Origin of the sequence: Lentzea aerocolonigenes (genome assembly GCF_000974445.1) — a bacterium.
Classification (GTDB): Bacteria; Actinomycetota; Actinomycetes; order Mycobacteriales; family Pseudonocardiaceae; genus Lentzea; species Lentzea aerocolonigenes.
In genome coordinates this window covers 93,543-113,015 of record NZ_BBOJ01000007.1, presented here as the reverse complement: position 1 = coordinate 113,015, position 19,473 = coordinate 93,543, and the positions used below count along the sequence as shown (strand labels likewise).

Genomic DNA, 19,473 nt, shown 5'->3' with positions numbered 1-19,473 from the left:
CGTCAGACACGATGGTTACCTGAGCTGGTCGGCGGTGTAGTAGCCGCTGTCGATCAGTTCCTTCTGGTAGTTCGACTTGTCGACGGTGACCGGCTGCAGCAGGTACGACGGAACGACCTTGTTGCCGTTGTCGTAGTCCTTGGTGTTGTTGACCTCGGGCTTGCCGCCCTTGAGCACCGCGTCCGCCATGGTCACGGTGACCTCGGCGAGCTTGCGGGTGTCCTTGTGGATCGTGGAGTACTGCTCACCCGCGATGATCGACTTCACCGAGGCGACCTCGGCGTCCTGGCCGGTCACGATCGGGTACGCCTGGGCGGGCGTGCCGTAGCCGCTGCTCTTGAGCGCGGACAGGATGCCGATCGACAGACCGTCGTAGGGGGAGAGGACGCCGTCGACCTTGGCACCGCCGTAGGTCGAGGTGAGGAGGTCCTCCATGCGCTTCTGCGCGGTCGCCGGCTCCCAGCGCAGGATCGCGACGGTCTTGAAGTCCTTCTGGCCGGACTTCACGACGAGCTTGCCCTGGTCGATCAGCGGCTGCAGCACGGACATGGCGCCGTTGAAGAAGAACGTGGCGTTGTTGTCGTCCGGCGAGCCCGCGAACAGCTCGACGTTGAACGGGCCCTCACCGCGCGTCTTCAGACCGGCGAGCAGCGAGTTGGCCTGCTCCACACCGACCTTGTAGTTGTCGAAGGTGGCGTAGTAGTCCACGTTCGGGCTCTTGCGGATCAACCGGTCGTACGCGATCACCGGGATCTTGGCGTCGGCGGCCTGCTGCAGCTGCGAGGTGATCGCGGTGCCGTCGATCGAGGCCACGATCAGGAGCTTGGCGCCCTTGGTGATCTGGTTCTCGATCTGGTTGGCCTGGGTCGGGATGTCGTTCTCCGCGTACTGGAGGTCGACCTTGTAACCCTTGCCTTCCAACGCCTTCTTGATGTTGTCGCCGTCGTGGATCCAACGTTCCGACGACCGGGTGGGCATGGTCACGCCGACCAGTGCGCCGTCGTTCGACCCGCCCTTCTGGTCGACCGTCTTCTCCGCGGAACCACACGCGGAGAGGGTCACGGCGAGCGCGGTGGCGGCCGCGATCTGGACAAGCCTCATCGGTTCTCCTTGATGTCACCGGCAGGCAACAATGCTGTAGGCGGCGAGTGTTATCGCTAACAATGGACCAGTCAAGTGACATCTAGATAACGCCAGGCCAGACCTGTTAGCGCTCACAGAATTTACGAAACAGAGACGTCGGCGACGAGATCAGCCGTGAGGTCGTGTGTCACGTGCGGCCTGCACTGGAACACCGGCGGGACCTGGCGCAGGTCGCTGCCGCGCCCTACGCCACGACCCGGCTCGGACCGGCCGGCGTACGGCGACGGACGGCGCTGAGAAAGACGCGGCAACCTTTCCGCGAGCGGCGGCAACTCAGGGGCAGAGCTGCAGACGATCAAGGAGTGCTGCCATGAGCAAGACCAGGTCCGCCCAGGGCCGGCGCGGTGGTGTCGGGCCGCGTGCACGCAGGCACAGGACGGCGATCGCCGCCGCGCTGGGGGTGTCGGCGATCGCCGGTTCCTACCTCGGGGTGGTGTGGAGCGACTCCGATCCCGTGACGGTCGACGCCGCCGCCTACTACCAGTTCGTCTCGGTGCGCAGCGGCAACGCGCTGGACGTGGCCGGGGCGGACGCGGCGGACGGTGTGCGGATCCAGCAGGAGAAGCGCAGCCCCGACGCCGCGAGCCAGCAGTGGCGGCTCAAGCCCGTGGACGGCGGCTACTACCAGCTCGTCAACAACAACAGCAGGAAGGTGCTGGGCGTCCGCACCGGCTCGGCGGCGCAGGCAGGCGTCGAACAGCAGTCGGACACCGGAGCCGAGCACCAGCAGTGGAAGCTCACCGACGTCGGCGGCGGGGCGGTGAAGATCGTCTCGCGCAGCAGCGGCAAGGTGCTGTGCGCGAACGACGGCGACGGCCAGGCGGTCGTCCAGGCCGACGACCGCGGCGGGGACGACCAGCGGTGGAAGGTCGCGAAGGCGGACAAACCGGCCGCACCGTCCGCTCCCGTCGTGGCAGCCGCCGCGTCCAGGCCGTCCGCCACCACGTCCACCCCGCCGCCGTCGACCCCGGCGACCGGTTCCGGCGGGTACTCCTGGCGCAACGTGCAGATCGCGGGCGGCGGCTTCGTCACCGGGTTCGTCTTCAACCCCAGCCGCAAGGGCCTGCTGTACGCGCGGACCGACATGGGCGGTGCGTATCGCTGGGACGCCCATGCCGGCCAGTGGGTGCCGCTGACCGACTGGGCCGCGGACTGGAACCTGCTCGGCATCGAGAGCGTCGCGACCGACCCGGTCGACCCCGACCGCCTGTACCTCGCGACCGGCACCTACACCAACGAGTGGGCGGGCAACGGCGCGATCCTGCGGTCCACCGACCAGGGCAGGACGTTCCAGCGCACCGACCTGCCGTTCAAGCTCGGTGCCAACGAGGACGGCCGGTCGATGGGCGAGCGGCTCGCGATCGACCCCGCCGACAACCGCACGCTCTACCTGGGCACCCGCAAGAACGGGCTGTGGCGCAGCACCGACCAGGGTGCGACCTGGAACCAGGTGTCGTCCTTCCCGGTGAAGGACGGTGGCAGCAGCGGAGTGGGCCTGTCCTTCGTGACGTTCGGACCGGCCGGCAGCAAGACGATCTACGTGGGTGTCGCCGACCGGACGACCTCGCTGTACCGCTCCACCGACGGCGGCGCCACCTGGACCGCCGTGCCCGGCCAGCCCACCGGCCAGCTGCCCCACCACGGCGTGCTCTCCGGTGACGGCTCGTTCTACGTGACGTACACCGACGTCCCCGGCCCGAACGGGGTCAAGGCGGGTTCGGTCTGGAAGCACACGCCGTCGAGCGGAGCGTGGAAGGACATCTCGCCGATGCCCGGCACCGGTTTCGGGTACGCGGGACTCGCGGTGGACCCGCAGCGCCCGTCCACGGTGATGGTCACGACCCTGTGCCGCTGGTGGCCGTCGGACGAGCTGTTCCGCACCACCGACGGCGGTGACACCTGGAAGGCGCTGGGAGCGACGTCCGAGCGCGACGCCTCCGCGGCACCGTACGTCGGCACCGGCATCGGTCACTGGATGGGCGCGCTGGCCATCGACCCGTTCGACTCCGGCCACGCGCTGTACGGCACCGGATCGGGCCTGTGGGCCAGCAAGGACGTGACCGCGGCCGACAGCGGACGACCCACGCACTGGTCGGTCCCGGTCAAGGGCCTGGAGGAGACCGCGGTGCTCGGCCTGGTCGTGCCGCCGGGCGGCAAGCTGGTGAGCGCGCTCGGCGACGTCGGCGGGTTCCGCCACGACGACCTGGCGAAGGTGCCGTCCGGGGCCACCGACGGACCGCGGTTCACCAACACCACCGGCATCGACTTCGCGCAGGCCAAGCCGAACGTGGTGGTCCGCGTCGGCTACGGCAACGAGGAACGCGGCGCGTACTCCACCGACGGCGGCGTCACCTGGAAGCCGTTCGCCGGTTCGCCCGTGAGCGGGGCGGGCGGCGGTACGGCGGCGATCTCGGCCGACGGCGGCACCCTGGTGTGGACCGCGTCCGGTCAGCTGCCGCACGTCTCCACCGACTGGGGCAAGACGTGGAAGGCGTCCACCGGCCTGCCCGCGGGCACGGCCGTGGTGGCTGACCGCTCCACGCCCGGAACCTTCTACGCGCTCAGCGGCAGCACGGTGTTCGCCAGCACCGACGGCGGCAGGAACTTCGCCGCCCGTGCCGGTGGGCTCACCGCCGGACGTCTCAAGGCCGCTCCCGGCGCCACCGGGGACCTGTGGATCGCGAGCCACGACGGCCTCTCGCACTCCACCGACGGCGGCATGAGCTTCAAGAAGCTCGCCGGCGTGCATAGGGCGGACTCCGTCGGTTTCGGCAAGGCGGCCGCCGGTGCCCGCTACCCGGCGCTCTACCTCATCGGCACGGTGAACGGCGTGACCGGGATCTTCCGCTCGGTCGACGGCGGCACGACCTGGACGCGGATCAACGACGACCGCAACCAGTTCGGCGGGACCGTCGGCGGGGTCATCACCGGTGATCCCGAGGTGTTCGGCCGCGTCTACGTCGGCAGCAACGGCCGCGGTGTCCTGTACGGGGACCCGTCCTGATCACCGGACGGCCACGGTCCATGCCCCGGACCGTGGCCGCCCGGCCCACTTCGGCAACAGGTACATTGCCGCCCGATGCAGGCGTGGCAGGGAGAGGGCAACCGAGAAACATGGTCGTCGACCACAGATCGGCGGAGTTCCACGACTTCTTCGAGCGTCACCACGCCGAACTGGCCCGCTTCGCCTGGTTGCTGACGGGAGAGGCGGGTGCCGCCGACGACCTGGCGGCGGACGCCCTGGTCGCGCTGTGGCAGCGCTGGGACAGGCTGCGCGCGGCGGAGAACCCGCTCGCGTACGCCCGCGGTGTGGTCGCGAACCTGGCGCGGGAACGCATCCGCAGCGCGACTCGTGAGCGCAGGCGGATCGCGCTGTTCTTCTCCCGCGGTCCACAGCAGACGCACGGGCCGGACCTGGCCGCCGTGGTGGACGTGCGGGCGGCGCTGGACCGCCTGCCGTTCCGCAAACGGGCGTGCGTCATCCTCCGTCACGCCTTCGACCTGTCGGAGAAGGACACCGCGCTGGCGCTGGGGATCTCGGTGGGCGCGGTGAAGAGCCAGACCTCAAAGGGGATGGCGGAGCTGGAACGCATCCTCGGCCCGCACGCGGCCGGAGACGTGATGACGGGGAGGGGGACTCGGTGAACGAGAGCATCAGCAGGCAGCTGCGCGAGGCCGCCGAGGCTCACCGGCCGGACCGCGGCCGGATGCTGGCACGGGTGGACCGCGCCATGGCGGGAGCCGAGGTGTCCGCCGCGAAGCCGGGCATCGCGAGGTCGTGGACCAGAGTGACCTTCGCCGGTCTGGCCGCCGCGGGAGCACTGGCCGTGGCGGGCATCGCCGTGGCCGCGATCGTCCGGACCGGGCCACCTCCGGACGACACCGCGACGATTCCGACGGCGAGCTCGAGCGTCACGACCTCGAGCACCACCCCCGCTGTCGGCACCACCGGCAGCACCGTGGCTCCGCCCGCGCCGAACCCGCCGGTCCAGCAGACCACCGGCAGCACGTCGTCCGCGATCGACCCGGCTCCGCTCAGCGGGAAACCCGTGTCGGACGGGCCGTTGTCGACGCTGGGCTTCGTCGATCTGCACCAGCACCCCAACTGGGCGCAGAGCAGGGTGGAGTTCAAGACCACCCAGCCGCTCACCGCGGTCAGCCTGGAGCTGCGCGTCGTGCAGACGGGAGGTGTGCGGACCACCGGCCAGTGGCAGACCATGCCCGCCGACGACTTCACGGTCACCGTGAAGGAGGCCGACGGCGCGGTCATCTACCGCTGGGAGCTCAAGCCCGGCCGCACGATGCCGGTCGGGGTGCACACCTTCGCGGCCCAGTACAACCACGACGCGGGCAAGCGTGACGCGCGCGCCGACGGCTACGTCGGGCAGGCCGGTGCCTTCACGGTCAAGGGGCGCTTCACCTCGGAATGAGCGGGCGTGTCGACCGACTGTCGACGGATTGTCGACGGGGCCCGCCATCGTGAGTGACGACGCCGTGAACGATCCGGCGTCGTCACTCACGGAGGTAGCTGAATGAGAAGGCGGATCACGACGTCAGCGCTGGCGTTCGTCGCGGCCGTGGCGGGAACGGTCGGTGCGGCCGCGCCGGCGCTGGCGGACGACCACTTCGATGTGACGATCCGGTCGTCGGTCAGCGGCAAGTGCCTGCAGCCCCAGGGCGGGTCTTGGGCAGACGGCGCGGTCGTCGTGCAGGTCCAGTGCGACCGCAACAACGCGTTCCAGCGATGGGACTTCATCGACCACGACGACCACATCTTCGAGATCCGCAACGCGGTCACGCTGAAGTGCCTGGACGTGCAAGGTGGAGCCGCGAACGGGACGTCGGTCGGCCAGTGGCCCTGCAACAGGAGCAGCAACGAGCGGTGGCAGGCCGGACGGGACCTGCCGGACTTCGTGACGCTCAAGTCTCGCGTCGCGGGTACGAAGACCCACTGCCTCGACGTGCCCGGCGGGCGGACCGACGAAGGCCTCGCGGTGCAGATCTGGGTCTGCAACGGCACCGTCTCCCAAGCGTTCGGTGTCTTCCCGGTCTGACCGGCCGAGGGGGGAACCGTCGTGCGGCCCTGCCCCCAACAGGGCCGCACGACGGCTCGCACTGCGCCGACCGGAGCACGGCCGCTGAGCGGATCAGTCTGCGCCGCAACGGGTTTCACGACACCGCTACGATCACCGGATCGCCAGCGACAGCGAGGGGTCTGGCGGACCGGTGGCTCTTCTCGGTGTGGTGGAACAGGGACTGGATGGCGGGGCAGCGGGCGCCTGACGTCGTGCTCGGGGTGCTGGGGCCGCTCGAGGTGGAGGCGGGCGGCACCCTGCTGGATCCCGGCGGGCCGCGACTGCGGGCGATGCTCGCGCTGCTCGCGGCGTACGCGGGCCGGCCGGTGAGCGTGGCGATGTTCGTGTCCGAGCTGTGGGGGCCCGTGCCGCCGGCCGACGCGGAACGGACGGTTCGCACCTACGTCTCGAGGCTGCGCCGGGGCGTGGGGCCGCTGGCGGAGCTGATCTCGACCCGCGCACCGGGGTACGTGCTGCTGGAGCCGGACGTCGTTGACGCGGTCCGGTTCCAGCGGCTCGCGAGGGAAGGGCGCGCGGCTCTGGCGGACGGCGCGATCCCTCTCGCGCACGAGCGGTTGACCGCCGCGCTGCGGTTGTGGCGGGGGACGGCGTACCACGAGTTCGACGGGATCGCCGCGCTGGAGGCGGAGCGGACCCGGCTCGACGGCCTGCGTCTCGACGCCGTGCAGGGCCGGGTGGATGCCGACCTGGCTGCCGGGGCGGGAGCGGAGCTGGTCACCGAGCTGGCGGATCTCACGGCCGTCCATCCCGGCAACGAACGGTTGTGGGGACAGCTGATGACGGCCCTGTACCGCGCGGGCCGCCAGGCGGACGCCCTGGAGGCGTTCCAGCGAGCGCGCCGCGGGCTCGTCGAGCACTCCGGTGTGGAACCGTCACCGGTGCTGACGGGCATCCAGGAGGCGATCCTCGCGCACGACGCCCGGCTGCTGGTCGCGCCCGCGGCAGCCGCTCCGCGCCCGGCGCAGCTGCCGCCCGTGGTGGCGGGCTTCACCGGACGGCAGGCCGAGCTCGCGGCCCTCGACGCCGTCGCCGCCGCGCGACGAGGCACGGTCGCCGTGGTCGCGGTCTGCGGCACGGCGGGCGTGGGCAAGACGGCGCTGGCGGTTCGTTGGGCGCATCACGTCGCCGACCGGTTCCCCGACGGGCAGCTCCACGTCGACCTGCGCGGCTTCGACCCCGCGGGTGCGCTGCCGCCGGAGGAGGCGCTGTTCGGGTTCCTGACCGCTCTCGGCGCCACCGCCGACCAGATCTCCGGTTCCCCGCAGGCCCAGGTCGCGCTCTTCCGGAGCCTGACCGCGGGCAAGCGGATCCTCGTGGTGCTCGACAACGCGCGCGACGCCGCGCACGTTCGTCCGCTGCTTCCGGCCGGACCGGACAGCACGGTCGTGGTGACCAGTCGCGACGACCTCGTGGGGTTGGTGGCTCGCGACGGGGCGGGCCGCGTCGGGCTGGACGTGCTCGGTGCCGAGGAGGCGGCCGCACTACTCCGGCTGCTGATCGGCGCCGGGGTGGCCACCCCGGCGGAGCTCGACGACCTCGCGGCGCAGTGCGCCAGGCTTCCGCTGGCGCTGCGCATCGCGGCGGAGCTCGTGGCGCGACGCGGACGCGTCGGCCTCGACGACCTCGCCGACGAGCGCAGCCGGCTGGACAGCCTGGAGGCCGGTGCCGACGCCGACACCGCGGTGCGCGCCGTGTTCTCCTGGTCCGAACGGCACCTGCCGGAGGCCGCGAACCGGCTGTTCTGGTTGCTGGGCCTGCATCCCGGCCGCGACACCGACACCGCCGCCGTCTCCGCGCTCGCCGGCGCGGACGCCCGGTCGTTGCTCGACGTCCTGCACGGCGCCCATCTCGTCGAGCGGTCCGGCGCGGGCCGCTGGACCATGCACGACCTCCTGCGCGTCTTCGCCCGGGAGCGCGCCGGACAGCGGCTCACCGAACTCGACCGCCAGGTCGCGTTGAAGAACCTCTACGAGCACTACCTGACCGGTGCCCTGGCCGCCGTGGACGTCCTCTACCCGGACGAGAAGCGGCGCCGCGGCGAGACCGCTGGTCCGCCACTCACGGCCGAGGCCGCGAAAACCTGGCTGGACACCGAACGGCTCACCTTCGTCGCGATCACGCGGACGGCGGCTGGTGAGCTCGTCGGCTACGCCGTCAGGATCGCCCAGGCGATAGCGGGGCACCTCACCGTCGGCTACCACAACACCGACGCGTTCTCGGTGCACCAGCGCGCACTCTCGGCGGCAGAGGACTTCGGTGATCAGGCCCGTGCCCTGCTGGAACTCGGGCGCGCGCACGCCCGCTCCGGTGCCTACAGCGAGGCCGGGGAGCACTACCGCCAGGCGCTGCGGCTGTTCCGGAGCCTCGGGGACCCGCAGGGGGAGGCTCAGACGCTGCAAGAGCTGGGCCACCACGAAAGCCGGGTCCGCCACTACCACGACGCTCTCGCCACCTACGGCCAGGCACTGGCCCTGGGCCGCAAGACGGGCGACCGCGGCCAGGAGGCCGTCGCACTGGCCAGCATCGGGCAGGTGCAGTACAGCCTCGGCAGGCGCGACGAGGCCGTGGAGTGCTACCGGCAGGCGGCCGAGATCTACGCGGAGATCGGCAAGCGGGTCGGGCAGGGACGGATCCTCAACGACCTCGGCACCGTCCTGCAGAGTCAGGGACGGCTGGAGGAAGCGCACGACCACCACCAGCGCGCGTTGCGGATCCTGCACGACATCGGCGACCGCGCGGCCGAGTCGGTGGCGCACACGGAGCTCGGCCGGATCTGTTCGCAGTGGGGCCGTCACGACGAGGCGCTCGAACACCACGGGCACGCGATCACGGTGTTCCGCGAGATCGGTGATCCCGTCGGCGAGGCGGAGGTGCTCATCAACCTCGGTGACGCCCACGAGCACATGGGGCGACATCAGGAGGCGGCAATTCTGCACCAGCAGGCGGAGACGCTCGCCGTGAAGCTCGGCGACCGCAAGCTCGAGTGCGCCGCTCTCAACGGACGTGGCCGCGCGGCGTGCGCGTCCGGCCGGTTCGCCGAAGCTCTCGTGTGTCACGAACAGGCGCTGGCCCACGCCAGGGAGATGGAGGACCGCGAGCAGGAAGCCCTGTCGCTGGACGCGATGGCGGTCGCGCGGGAACGCACCGGCGAACTCGCCGAGGCACGCCGGCTCTGGACCGCCGCGTTGCCGATCTACGACGCCCTGCGCATGCCGGAAGCCGTTGTGGTGCGGGAAAGACTGTCCCGGTGAACCGCCGGGGACGGCGGGTGAGCCGTCCCCGGCGGTGTCCGGTCAGCCGGTCTTGCAGGTCTTGCCGTTGATGGTGAAGGTCTTCGGGTCGTCTCCACCGCCGGAGGCGTTGAATCCGATGTAGACGGACTTGCCGGGGTCGACCTGGCCGTTCCACGACATGTTCGTCGCGGTCACGTCACGGCCGCTCTGGTTCCAGTTCGCCGACCACCCGGTGGTGACCTTCTGCGTGCCGGGGAAGGAGAACGCGAGCTTCCACGACGTCCACGCGGTGGTGCCGGTGTTCTTCAGCGCCACGTGCGCGGACAGGCCGCCCTGCCACTTGGTGGCGTCGTACTTGACCTCGCAGTCCGACGGCGGCGGCGTGGTGGGCTTGCCGGACTTCTCCGCCGCCCAGCCGGTCACCCAGGCCAGCGCGGAGTTCCAGTTGACCGCCACCTCGTTCACCGAGTAGGCGCCGATGTCGTCCACCCAGCACTTCTGCTGCGGGCAGCCGACGAGCAGCCGCTGGACCACCGGGTCCTGCAGCGCGCTGTTCGGGCCGCCGGACAGGGACCCGGGCGGCGCGATCGGCAGCGTCGCGTCGTTCTGCTTCGCCCAGAACCGGTGGTGCACGTTGCGGACCGCCTGGTCGCCGTAGCCCGCCACGTACGAGGTGCTCAGCGGGTTGCGGCCCAGCAGGTAGTGCAGCGCCTCGAACACGCCGTCGCGGTACTTCGCGGCACCGGTGAAGTCGTGTGCCAGCGCGAGGACCTGCGCGTTGTTCAGCACCGCCGAGTTCGAGCCCCAGACGTAGCCGTCGGCGCTGTTGTCGTACGGCGTGGCGTAGCCCATCTGCCCCATGGCCGTGAGGTGCTGGTCCGCCACGGAGGCGAACACCGACTTGATCGCGGTGACGTCGGCAGCGGGAAGACCGTTGGGTGCCACGGCGAGCGTGATGTCACCCAGTGGCGCCGTGCCGCCCCAGTAGAAGCCCGCCCTGGTGAGACCGGCGGCCTTGTAGTGCGGCGACGAGGTCACGTCGGCCCGGTAGGAGCTGTCACCGGTGGTGGTGTACAGCTCTGCGGCGGCCCAGTAGAACTCGTCGGTCACCGTCTTGTCGTCGTACGCGCCGCCGCCGACGTTGTCGTTGGGGTCGGCGAGCTTGGCCGGGTTGGCCTTGGCCGCGGTGTACGCCTTGCGCGCCGCCGCGAGCAGTTTCGCCGAGTACGTCGCGTCGATGTCGCGCCAGAGCCGGGACGCCTGGGCGGCGACGGCGGCCAGGTTCAGCGTCGCCGCGGTGCTGGTCGCGGACAGCCTGCGCGGCTGGTCGTCCAGTTCGGGACGGGTGGGCAGCGCCGTCCACGCCGCATCGTGGATCTTGTGGTGCGCCATGCCGTCCGGCGCCTGCATCTTCAGCAGGAAGTCGACCTCCCAGCGCGCCTCGTCGAGCAGGTCGGGCACGCCGTTGGTCTTCTCCGGAATGGCCAGCGTGCCGTCGCGGAACGCCGACGCGTCACCGAGCCGGACCGCCCGCTCGTAGGAGTTGAGCAGCTGCCAGGCCGCGATGCCGCCGTTGACCACGTACTTGCCCTGGTCGCCCGCGTCGTACCAGCCGCCGCGCACGTCGAGCGTGTACCCGCACGAGATCTCCGCGCGGCACGGCACGTTGTTGTCGCCCTGGTTCGGCGCGACGTTGACGTGACCGGCCGGGCGCGCGTACTCGCTGCCGACGTACTGCGCGTCGATCGGCGTGCCGCTGCGCTGGTGGTAGAAGAACGCCAGCGAGTCGTAGCGCAGCTTCTTGATCGGGTCGGCGGAGATGTCGAACGGGAAGCTGCTGTCCGCGCCCACGGACAGCGTGTACCCGGTGCCCGGCGTGTCGAACGACGAGAAGTCGATCAGGTGCACCGAGTCGCCGGAGGTGGCGTCCGCTCCCTTGGGCGCGGTCTGACCGGTGGCCACCGTCGCGCCCGCGGAGTTCTTGAGGGTCCACTGCTGCGCCGTGGTGGCGGTGGAGACCAGCGTCGCGCGCTTGGGCAGGCCCGGCACGTACGCGACCAGGTCGACCTGGACCTTCTTGGTGGGGTTTGGGTTGACGCCACCGGGTGGCTTCACGCCGCCGATCATCGAGACGTTGTCCACGCAGATGGTGTTGGCGAACGTCTGACCGCCCAGCTGGAAGGCGACCTGGCCGTTGCCCGCGTCCGGGAAGTCCAGAGTGGACGTGAAGGTGAACGTGAAGTGCTGCTTGGCCGTGGTGAGCGCGAAGTCCTGCTTGGCGATCCCGCGGTACGGGCTCACGCTCTCACCCGCCGCGGCGGCGACGGTCTGCGCGGTGGTCGCGTAGGCGTCGAACGAGAAGGTGTAGGACTGCCCGCTCTCGAACGGGATCCCGTTCTGGCCGATCAGTGCGTCCCACGGGTTGGTGGTTCCTCCGGTGACGGCCGCGCACAGCTCGCCACCGGTCACGCGGTTGGTCACGCCGGCGCTGCTCCACCAGGGATCGGCGGAGCCGCTGTCGAACTTTCCGTTCAGCACGCGCTCGTACTCCGCTGCCGCGGCGGTGCCCGCGAACTGGAGTGAGGTCGCAGTCAACACCGCGAGCACTGCCGCGGTGAGTAGACGTGATGGGTGCGATCTCATGTCTGTGAGGTTCTCCGTCCTCGTCGACGGGGCTTCTGGGAGCGCTCCCACATGACCGTAGGGCGACCCGAACGGCGCCGACAAGCGCCGTTCGGTCGCTACCTCTCAAGACCGCTCGGACCGGTGACGTTGCTCCGTGCGGCTCAGCCGAACTCCCGAGGGGAGAAGGTCATGAGCTCGACCCCCACAGCCGCCAGGTCTGGTTCAGCTCACTGCTCTGGTTCGCGGACTTGCAGGTCCACTGGATGATCCGGGCGCGCGCGGCGGTGGAGATCCCGTTGACGTCGACGCACTTTCCGCTGTTGCGCGCGACGAGTTGGTAGTCGTGCGGATCGTTGCCGCTGTAGGTGACCTTGCGCAGCGCGTACTGCTGGCTCGTCGAGCCGGGGGAGCACGTCTGCTGCACGACCGGGGCGCCGTCCGCCGTGGACGAGGTGTCCAGGCACTTGCCGGACTGCTGGTTCACGACGGTGTAGGTGCCCGCGACACCCTGCACCGGCGTGAAGTTCCACAGCTGCTGGTCGCCGCCTTCGCAGGGGAACTGCTGTTGCTGGTTGCCGTCGGCCGTGCTCAGGTCCGTGTTGTCCAGGCACTGCTGGGAGTGCTGGGCCGCGGCGACGGACTGGAAGCCGGTGCTCGACGGTGGCAGCACCGTGACGGTGAACGCCTCTTCGAGGGTGTTGTGCGGCACGTTGACCGTGATTCCGGTGCCGGACAACGACATCACGGAGTCCTGAACGGTCACCGGACCTTGGACGGCACCGCCGTTGTTGTACGGGATGCGCTGGACGAGCACCCGCACCTGGTTGTTCTGCACGATGCCGGACGTGGCGTCGAGGCGTTGCAGGCCGACCGCGACGTTGCCTGTCGTGCCGCCACCACCGACCAGCACCTTCGCCACGCCGTTCGCCTTGGTGGCGAACGGGTCGTAGGACTGGCTGGGCGTCGTGGAGACGATCTGTCCGGTCTGCGAGCCGTAGAACCGGTAGACCCACCACTCGCCCTTGGGCTGGTGCTGCCCGGTTCCGTTGCGCACGAGCAGGTTGCCGAGGTCGTTGTGCAGGTTCCCGGAGCTGGCCCAGTTGGCCCGCAGCCCGTCCGCGCCGGCACGTTCCAGCCGCGCGACGTACCACGAGCCGTCACCGGGGTTCTGCTCGTCGCCGGCGCCGTACTCGTTGATCTGGTACGGACGCGGGTGTGGAATGCCGCGCGCGTCGAGCGTCTGGTTCGCCACCGCCACGTTGGTCACCGGGTCGCTCGGCAGCGAGTGCCAGCTGATGATGTCGGGAACGGTGTTGCTGGACTTGATGAAGTCCAGGTACTGCGTCCACCACCCGCCGGTCGAGGGCACGCCCGCGAGACTCGGTCCGACGATCGGCTGCGCGGGGAAGGCCGCGCGGACGCGTTGGAAGGTGCGCCGCCACAGCTCGAAGTACTGGGACTGCGGACGGTTCCAGAACGCCGTGATGTTGGGCTCGTTCCACAGGTCCCACTGAACGGTGGCACCCGTCGCCCGCACGTCGTCGATCACGCGGGTGAGGAAGTTGTCGTAGTCGGTCCAGTCGCCGTTGTCGCCGGGGAAGCGGGAGATCGGATACCCGTCGGCGCCCCAGAGGTCGTGCACCAGCAGGATGAACTCACCACCCAGCTGGCGGGTGCGTTGGAGCTGGGCCCTGGTCGAGTTCCAGCGGCGGTCGTACTTGCCGGACACCCAGCCACCGGGACTGTCGAGCTGGGCGCCGCCCGCCCGCATGTAGCGGAACTTGACGTCTTTGAAGAAGTGGTCGGCGGGCCCCGTGCCGTTCTCCGTCATGCCGTAGATCCAGCCGGAGGCGCGGTAGGTGGGTGTGCCGGTGGTGACGGAGAAGTTGACGCTGATGGACTCGTTCGCGGCTTGGGCCGGTGGGATGAAGGCGAACGCTGATGCCAAGACTGCCGCCAGGGTTGTGCTGGTTCGTCGGTGAACCATGAGGACTCCGTGACTGGTCAGGGGAACGGAGAGTCGAACCGGTTCGATCGAGGAGTGAAAGTACGCGCAGAGGGAGTGTCAGGGCAAGGGTATGTCGGATCGAACCGGTTCGCATGGGTGATCGTCAGGAGGTGGGGTGCGCGGTGGGAGCGGGGCTGGCCTGGGGCTGGGTGCGGTGTCGCCGGTGGTGGCAGGCGCTGGGGCTGGGTGCGGTGTCGCCGGTGGCGGGTGCCTGGGTGTCGCCAGGTTTGACAGCGTTGTCGGCGAGGGGCGTCGCGCAGCCGGCGACTCGACCGAGGCCCGTACCGGGTGCAGCGTCATCGGCGGCGCAGGTGGCGCGGCCGGTGTCAGCGCTCGCGACGCGTCCCCGCGCTCGAGTGGAGCGTCGCTGTCCGCGTCGCGCTCCCGTGCGCGGCCGCTGCGTCAGCGCTCGCGACGCGCCCCGGTGCCCGACCGCAGCGTCACCGCCCCCGACGAGCCCCCGTGCTCGACCGCAGCGTCACGGACGGCGCCAGCAACGCGTGCCCAGGCGTCGCCGACGGGTCACCGATCTGCTCCAGCAACAGGTCCACGGCCAGCTGCGCCATCTGCCCCGCCGGCACGTCCGCGGCGGTCAGCGGTGGGTGGAAGTCCTCGGCCAGCCGGTCCGCGATCACCCCGGTCAGCGAGAAGTCGCCCGGCACGTCGAGGCCGGCCCGGTGCAACGCGCGCTGCACGCCCGGCAGCGCGGCCTCGTTGATCGTCACCGCCGCCGTCACCTCCGGCAGCCTGACCCGGATCTGCTCGAAGCACGCGAGACCGGCGGCGGGGTCGTCGGCGCAGCAGACGTCGTGGGCGCGCAGGCCGCGTTCCTCCGCCGTGTCGAGGAACGCCTTCGTGGCGCGCACCGCGGGGCCGTAGCCCGACGCGACCAGTTCGTCCGAGCGGTTGATCAGCACGACGTCGGTGTGGCCGAGGTCGGCGAGGTGGCGGACGCAGCGGCTGATCAGGCCGCCGTAGTCGACGTCGACCCACCAGGACGCGCGCGGGTCCTCGACGTGGCCGATCGTCACGAACGGCAGGCCGGTGCTGGTGAGGCGCTCGACCCTCGGGTCGTGCAGCAGGATCTCCATGAGGATCACGCCGTCGACGCGGCGGCCGGTGACGATCCGTTCGAACGACCTGTCGTGGTCGCCGCCGCTCGGGGACAGGAGCACGTCGAGGTCGTGGGCGGCGGCGGCCTCGACGACGCTCGCCACGAAGCTGAGCTGGACGTCGGTCAGGCGGGCGCTCGCGGGCGGGATGACGAGCCCGATCGTGCGCGTGCGGCCCTCGGCGAGTGCGCGGGCGCTGGCGTTGGGGCGGTAGCCGAGCTCGGCGATGACGTCGTTGATCCGCCGCACGGTCGCCGCAGACACCGGTCGCTTGCCGCTCAACGCGTACGACACGGTGCTGCGGGACACCCCGGCCCGCTTGGCGATCTCTCCGATGTTCATGCCCGTCTCCCTGGCCGTGTCGAATGAACCGGTTCGACTTCCCGGCATCCTAAGGCACGCGCCACGACGGTCGAATCGGTTCGACCAGTGTCGAACGCCGTTCGGAGCGGTAGAAGTGGGCCTCGTGCCTGATCACACCGAAGCACTGCTAATCGGGGGACGTTCCGGCGTCGGCAAGACCACGGTCGGCTGGGAGGTCTCCGCGCAGTTGCAGGCCGCCGGCGTCTCCCACTGCCTGGTCGAGGGCGACAACCTCGACCAGGCGTTTCCCGCGCCGCCGGACGACCCCTCCCGCACGAAGATGACGGAGGCCAACCTCGCCGCGCTGTGGGGCAACTACGCCGGGCTCGGCTACCGGCGGCTCATCTACACCAACACCGTCTCGGTCCTGGAACCCGACCTGATCGCCAGAGCGATGGGCGGCACCCCTCGGATCACCTCGGTGCTCCTCACCGCCGAGGACGCCACGGCCCGGAACCGCCTGACCGCGCGCGAGATCGGCGGCCAGCTCGACGCACACCTCCAGCGCAGCGCCACCATGGCCGTGCATCTGGCGGAAGCCGCACCGACAGACGTCGTCCGCATTGCGACCGACGGCCGGGCTGTGGCCGTGATCGCTCGTGAGGTCGTCGCGGCGACCGGCTGGCTGAATCGTTGAGCGTCGAACACGTTCGACATTCATCCGATCAATTCTTGTGCAAGTGACCACCGCTCCCGCATCATGCTCGGCATTCGCAGGGATCGAACGCTGATCACGGCGAGTCCTCCGATCTATCGCAAGGGAGCGATATGGGCAGGCTCAGGTCGGGTACCAGGCTGCTGGCCGTGGCCGCCGCGCTGACGGTGGTCGCGTCGACGGGTGTCGCGTTGCGGCCCTCGGCCGTCCCCACCGCCTCGGCGCAGGCCGCGGCGGACGGCAACACCCTCTGGTACGACGAACCGGCGAACGACTGGGAGAGCCGTGCCCTGCCGATCGGCAACGGCGCGCTCGGGGCGATGGTCTTCGGCGGCACGTCCTCGGAACGGTTGCAGTTCAACGAGAAGTCGCTGTGGACCGGCGGCCCCGGCTCACCGGGGTACAACTTCGGCAACTGGACCTCGCCGCGGCCGGGAGCGCTGCAGGAGGTCGTCGACGTGATCAACCGCGACGGCAAGGCGGATCCGAACTGGGTGGCGGGCAAGCTCGGCCAGCGCAAGTCCGGGTTCGGCGCCTACCAGACGTTCGGCGACCTGCACCTGGACCTGGCCGGTCAGTCCGGCTCCTCCACCGGCTACCGGCGTGAGCTCAACATCGGAGACGCCACCGCCAAGGTCAGCTACACCGACGGCGGAGTCGCCTACAACCGCGAGTACTTCGCGAGCTACCCGGGCGAGGTGATGGTCGGGCGGCTCGGCGCGAACCAGTCCGGCAAGGTGTCGTTCACGCTCCGGTACAGCTCACCGCGGTCGGACTTCACGGCGTCCGCGTCGAACGGCAGGTTGACCGTGCGCGGCACGCTCGCCGACAACGGCATGATCTTCGAGGCGCAGATCCGCGTGCTCACCGACGGCGGAACGGTCACCAGCAGCGGCAGCACGGTGACGGTGTCGGGCGCGAACAGCGCGACCTTCGTCATCGGTGCAGGCACGAACTACGCCGACACCTACCCGTCCTACCGCGGCGCCGACCCCCGGAACGCGGTCACGGCCGCGGTCGACGCGGCGGCGGCCAAGTCGTACGCGACGTTGCGCGCGGAGCACGTCGCCGACCACAAGGCGTTGTTCGACCGGGTGAAGCTCAACATCGGCCAGGTGATGCCGGACAAGCCCACCGACGACCTGCGCGCCGCGTACACGGGTGGCACCTCGGCGGACGACCGCGCGCTGGAGGCGTTGTTCTACCAGTACGGCCGCTACCTGCTCATCGCGTCGTCCCGGCCGGGTTCGCTGCCCGCCAACCTCCAGGGCGTGTGGAACCAGTCGACCTCGCCGCCGTGGGCGTCGGACTACCACACCAACATCAACGTCCAGATGAACTACTGGCACGCGGCGCAGGCGAACCTGGCCGAGACCGCGGAGCCGTACGTCAGGTTCGTGGAACAGATGAAGGCACCGGGTGAGGCGAGCGCCGCCAACGTCTTCGGCACCGGTGGTTGGGTGGTGCAGAACGAGACCAACCCGTTCGGCTTCACGGGCGTGCACGACTGGGCGACGGCGTTCTGGTTCCCCGAGGCGAACGGCTGGCTCGCCTCCCAGCTCTACGACCTCTACCGGTTCGGCCAAGACCCGGCGCTGCTCAACAGGGTCTACCCGCTGCTCAAGGGCGCCAGCGAGTTCTGGCTGGCGAACCTGCGCACCGACCCGCGTGACGGCAAGCTCGTCGCCACGCCGTCGTACTCGCCGGAGCACGGCGACTTCACCGCGGGCGACTCGATGGCGCAGCAGATCGTGTGGGGCCTGTTCAACGACACCGTCGCCGCGTCCTCCACTCTCGGCGTGGACACCACGTTCCGCGCTCAGGTGCAGGCCGCGCTGGACAAGCTCGACCCCGGCCTGCGGGTCGGCTCTTGGGGTCAGCTCCAGGAGTGGAAAGCGGATCTGGACGCAAGGACCGACGACCACCGGCACATCTCGCACCTCTACGCGCTGCACCCCGGCCGGCAGATCACGGCGGGCTCGGCGTTCGGTGACGCCGCCAAGGTGTCACTGACCGCGCGCGGCGACGGCGGAACCGGGTGGAGCAAGGCGTGGAAGGTCAACTTCTGGGCGCGGCTGCTCGACGGCGACCACTCCCACAAGATGCTCTCCGAACAGCTCAAGAACTCCACGCTGGCCAACCTCTTCGACACCCACCCGCCGTTCCAGATCGACGGCAACTTCGGCGCGACCGCCGGCATCACCGAGATGCTGCTGCAGAGCCAGAACGGGGACGTCCACGTCCTGCCCGCCAAGCCGGGCGCGTGGACGTCGGGCTCGGTGAGCGGCCTCAAGGCCCGCGGCAACGTCACCGTGGACGCGTCCTGGACCAGCGCGGGCGGCGTGGACTTCACCGCGACCCCGGCGTTCTCCGGCAGCCTGACCCTGCGCAACGCGATCTTCTCCGGCGCCTACACACTCGTCGACACCTCGACAGGACAGGCGGTGAGCGGCACCCGCAACGGCGACCGCGTCACCTTCGCTGCCGTGGCCGGCCGCTCCTACCGGGCCACCGGCACACCGCCGGCCAACCCGGTGCGCAACGCGGGCCGTTGCCTCGACCCGGTGGGCGGCAGCAGCGCCGACGGCACCCACGTGGTGGTGTCCGACTGCACCAGCGCCGCTTCGCAGGACTGGCGTTACGCCGAGGCGACGAACGCGTTGGTCGGCAAGGACGGCAAGTGCCTGGACGCCTCAGGCGGTTCGTCGGCGGATGGGACCAGTGTGATCGTGTGGCCTTGTTCGGGTAGTGCGAACCAGAAGTGGTCGTTGCAGGCCAACGGTTCCATCACCGGTATCGGCGGCAAGTGCCTCGACGTCGCCACCGAGGTCAGACTGTGGACGTGCACCGACTCGGCCACGCAGAAGTGGTCGACCGCGCTGGTCAACCCGGCGGCACGAAGGTGTCTCGACGCCGCCGCCACGTCCGGGTCCCAGGTCAGGATCGCCGACTGCGACCGCGGTACCGCGCAACGGTGGACCCTCAACGGGGCCAACGGTTCCATCACCGGCAACGGCGGCCTGTGCCTGGACGCGTCGGGTGGTTCGTCGGCGGATGGGACCAGTGTGATCGTGTGGTCTTGTTCGGGTAGTCCGAACCAGAAGTGGTCGTTGCAGGCCAACGGTTCCATCACCGGTATCGGCGGCAAGTGCCTCGACGTCACCGGGACGCGGGTGCAGCTGTGGAGCTGCAACGGGTCCGGTGCGCAGCGGTGGACCTTGTGACGCCATAAGCGAAT

General features: G+C 70.2%; 11 protein-coding genes. 7 read left to right on the top strand and 4 right to left on the bottom strand.

All coding sequences use genetic code 11. From position 1 onward, the window contains the following. Positions 1-15: 15 nt before the first annotated feature. On the bottom strand, positions 16-1,101 hold the full coding sequence (gene chvE / locus AOM45_RS15230; protein WP_030468595.1) for a multiple monosaccharide ABC transporter substrate-binding protein: 1,086 nt from the start codon (positions 1,099-1,101) through the stop codon (positions 16-18). 352 nt (positions 1,102-1,453) lie between these two features. Between chvE and AOM45_RS15225 the strand changes: the two genes are divergently transcribed. The 5 genes from AOM45_RS15225 (at position 1,454) to AOM45_RS15205 (ending at position 9,490) form a co-directional block, all read left to right on the top strand. Continuing rightward, complete coding sequence (locus tag AOM45_RS15225) at positions 1,454-4,147, top strand: RICIN domain-containing protein (protein WP_030468596.1); 2,694 nt, start codon at positions 1,454-1,456, stop codon at positions 4,145-4,147. A gap of 110 nt (positions 4,148-4,257) precedes the next feature. Then, entirely contained in the window at positions 4,258-4,788 is a 531-nt protein-coding gene (locus AOM45_RS15220; protein ID WP_030468597.1) for a SigE family RNA polymerase sigma factor, read from the top strand. Then, entirely contained in the window at positions 4,785-5,573 is a 789-nt protein-coding gene (locus tag AOM45_RS15215) for a hypothetical protein (RefSeq protein WP_030468598.1), read from the top strand. The genes AOM45_RS15220 and AOM45_RS15215 overlap by 4 nt, the downstream gene beginning before the upstream one ends. Before the next feature lie 102 nt (positions 5,574-5,675). After that, complete coding sequence (locus tag AOM45_RS15210) at positions 5,676-6,197, top strand: RICIN domain-containing protein (RefSeq protein ID WP_030468599.1); 522 nt, start codon at positions 5,676-5,678, stop codon at positions 6,195-6,197. 206 nt (positions 6,198-6,403) lie between these two features. Beyond that, positions 6,404-9,490: an AfsR/SARP family transcriptional regulator gene (locus AOM45_RS15205; protein ID WP_051783740.1), complete on the top strand. Its 3,087-nt coding sequence runs from the start codon at positions 6,404-6,406 to the stop codon at positions 9,488-9,490. 42 nt (positions 9,491-9,532) lie between these two features. Here the strand turns inward: AOM45_RS15205 and AOM45_RS15200 are convergent, their stop codons facing one another. The 3 genes from AOM45_RS15200 to AOM45_RS15190 all read right to left on the bottom strand — a co-directional run bounded on the left by AOM45_RS15200 (position 9,533) and on the right by AOM45_RS15190 (position 15,559). Beyond that, positions 9,533-12,115 (bottom strand): glycoside hydrolase family 9 protein, encoded by a 2,583-nt coding sequence (locus tag AOM45_RS15200; RefSeq protein ID WP_051783742.1) that lies wholly within the window; start codon positions 12,113-12,115, stop codon positions 9,533-9,535. 169 nt (positions 12,116-12,284) lie between these two features. Further along, entirely contained in the window at positions 12,285-14,045 is a 1,761-nt protein-coding gene (locus AOM45_RS15195) for an RICIN domain-containing protein (RefSeq protein ID WP_236703579.1), read from the bottom strand. Between the two features lie 500 nt (positions 14,046-14,545). Continuing rightward, positions 14,546-15,559, bottom strand: a complete 1,014-nt coding sequence (locus AOM45_RS15190) for a LacI family DNA-binding transcriptional regulator (protein ID WP_030468603.1) — start codon at positions 15,557-15,559, stop codon at positions 14,546-14,548. Between the two features lie 124 nt (positions 15,560-15,683). Here AOM45_RS15190 and AOM45_RS15185 point away from each other — a divergent pair, with 124 nt between their 5' ends. Further along, a complete protein-coding gene (locus AOM45_RS15185) occupies positions 15,684-16,217 on the top strand; it encodes a DEAD/DEAH box helicase family protein (protein ID WP_030468604.1) in 534 nt (177 codons plus the stop codon). A 131-nt stretch (positions 16,218-16,348) separates the two neighbouring features. After that, entirely contained in the window at positions 16,349-19,459 is a 3,111-nt protein-coding gene (locus AOM45_RS15180) for a glycosyl hydrolase family 95 catalytic domain-containing protein (protein ID WP_063757053.1), read from the top strand. Positions 19,460-19,473: the final 14 nt, after the last annotated feature.

Coding starts and splice junctions, on each gene's coding strand:
- chvE (WP_030468595.1), bottom strand. CDS start 1,101: ATGAGGCTTGTCCAGATCGCGGCCGCCACCGCGCTCGCCGTGACCCTC.
- AOM45_RS15225 (WP_030468596.1), top strand. CDS start 1,454: ATGAGCAAGACCAGGTCCGCCCAGGGCCGGCGCGGTGGTGTCGGGCCG.
- AOM45_RS15220 (WP_030468597.1), top strand. CDS start 4,258: ATGGTCGTCGACCACAGATCGGCGGAGTTCCACGACTTCTTCGAGCGT.
- AOM45_RS15210 (WP_030468599.1), top strand. CDS start 5,676: ATGAGAAGGCGGATCACGACGTCAGCGCTGGCGTTCGTCGCGGCCGTG.
- AOM45_RS15205 (WP_051783740.1), top strand. CDS start 6,404: ATGGCGGGGCAGCGGGCGCCTGACGTCGTGCTCGGGGTGCTGGGGCCG.
- AOM45_RS15200 (WP_051783742.1), bottom strand. CDS start 12,115: ATGAGATCGCACCCATCACGTCTACTCACCGCGGCAGTGCTCGCGGTG.
- AOM45_RS15190 (WP_030468603.1), bottom strand. CDS start 15,559: ATGAACATCGGAGAGATCGCCAAGCGGGCCGGGGTGTCCCGCAGCACC.
- AOM45_RS15180 (WP_063757053.1), top strand. CDS start 16,349: ATGGGCAGGCTCAGGTCGGGTACCAGGCTGCTGGCCGTGGCCGCCGCG.